This window comes from Anaerovibrio sp. JC8, assembly GCF_002100115.1.
Taxonomy (GTDB): domain Bacteria; phylum Bacillota; class Negativicutes; order Selenomonadales; family Selenomonadaceae; genus Anaerovibrio.
Genome location: NZ_ANBM01000031.1, coordinates 1 through 951, shown reverse-complemented (window position 1 = coordinate 951; position 951 = coordinate 1). Strand labels below are relative to the sequence as shown.

General features: G+C 52.8%; 1 protein-coding gene. It reads left to right on the top strand.

Going from position 1 to position 951, the window contains the following annotated elements:
* On the top strand, positions 1-951 hold a 951-nt coding region (locus D081_RS12780; RefSeq protein ID WP_158087678.1), incomplete at both ends, for a hypothetical protein.

Below are 951 nucleotides of genomic sequence, written 5' to 3'. Positions count from 1 at the left end.
TTTGGCGTGAACAGCAACAACGTGCAGGCTTCCATTCCGTGGAGTACGGGGACAACCTATTACACATTGCCTAACAGCTATAAATTCGCCTTCGATGGGAACACGGCCATCGACGCCTCAAAGCTGACCTTCACGGGACTGGATCAAACGGCCAAGGCCGGCGATGCCATGACCCTGCTGGCCAATGCAGCGGGCATAACTGGTGACCATATCACGCAGCCAAGCGACATTTCCTATGAATACAGCCCTCTCTCCGGTGTGATGATAAACGGTGCGGTGACAGGCCAAATCGCCGTGGACAGCAGCAACGTCAACTATCAAGTGACAGGCAACAACGCCTCCAAGCTGACTTTCACTAATGTGGAATGGAAGGACAGCGGGGCCCTTATTGCCCATGCGACAGATACAACTAAGAACATCAACTTTAATGGGGCAGCAGTAGATACTTCCAATATTAAATTTACCAATATAGAAGAACTGGCAGCCAACAAGAAGATGACCCTGGTGTCTGATTTTGGCAACAGCGTGGGCACCATCACCGGTACCAAGTACAAGGTGAGCACGGCCCTGGAAGGTGAAGGTGAGGCATCCCTTGACGGAACCAATCTTATTTTCACCGCAAAAACAGGTACAGATGTGAAGTCTGCGGATTGGACCCATAACTCCGTAATGGGTGCAACTGCATCCGTGGCGGCACTGTCTGCCGGTAATGATTTCGTCGGTGCGGCCGTAGATGGCCTCTCCATGGGCTCCAACACCGGCACTGACGGTCTGGCAACCTTCGCCCAGATGGGCGGCGGCACCATGCGGCAGGAGACGGGCAGCCATGTGGACAGCCACACCTGGAATGCCATTCTGGCCCTTGGCCATCAGAATGAAAAGAAATCCGGCACTACGGAATATGGTGCCTTCTTTGAATATGGAACTGGAAACTATTCCACCTTTAATGGG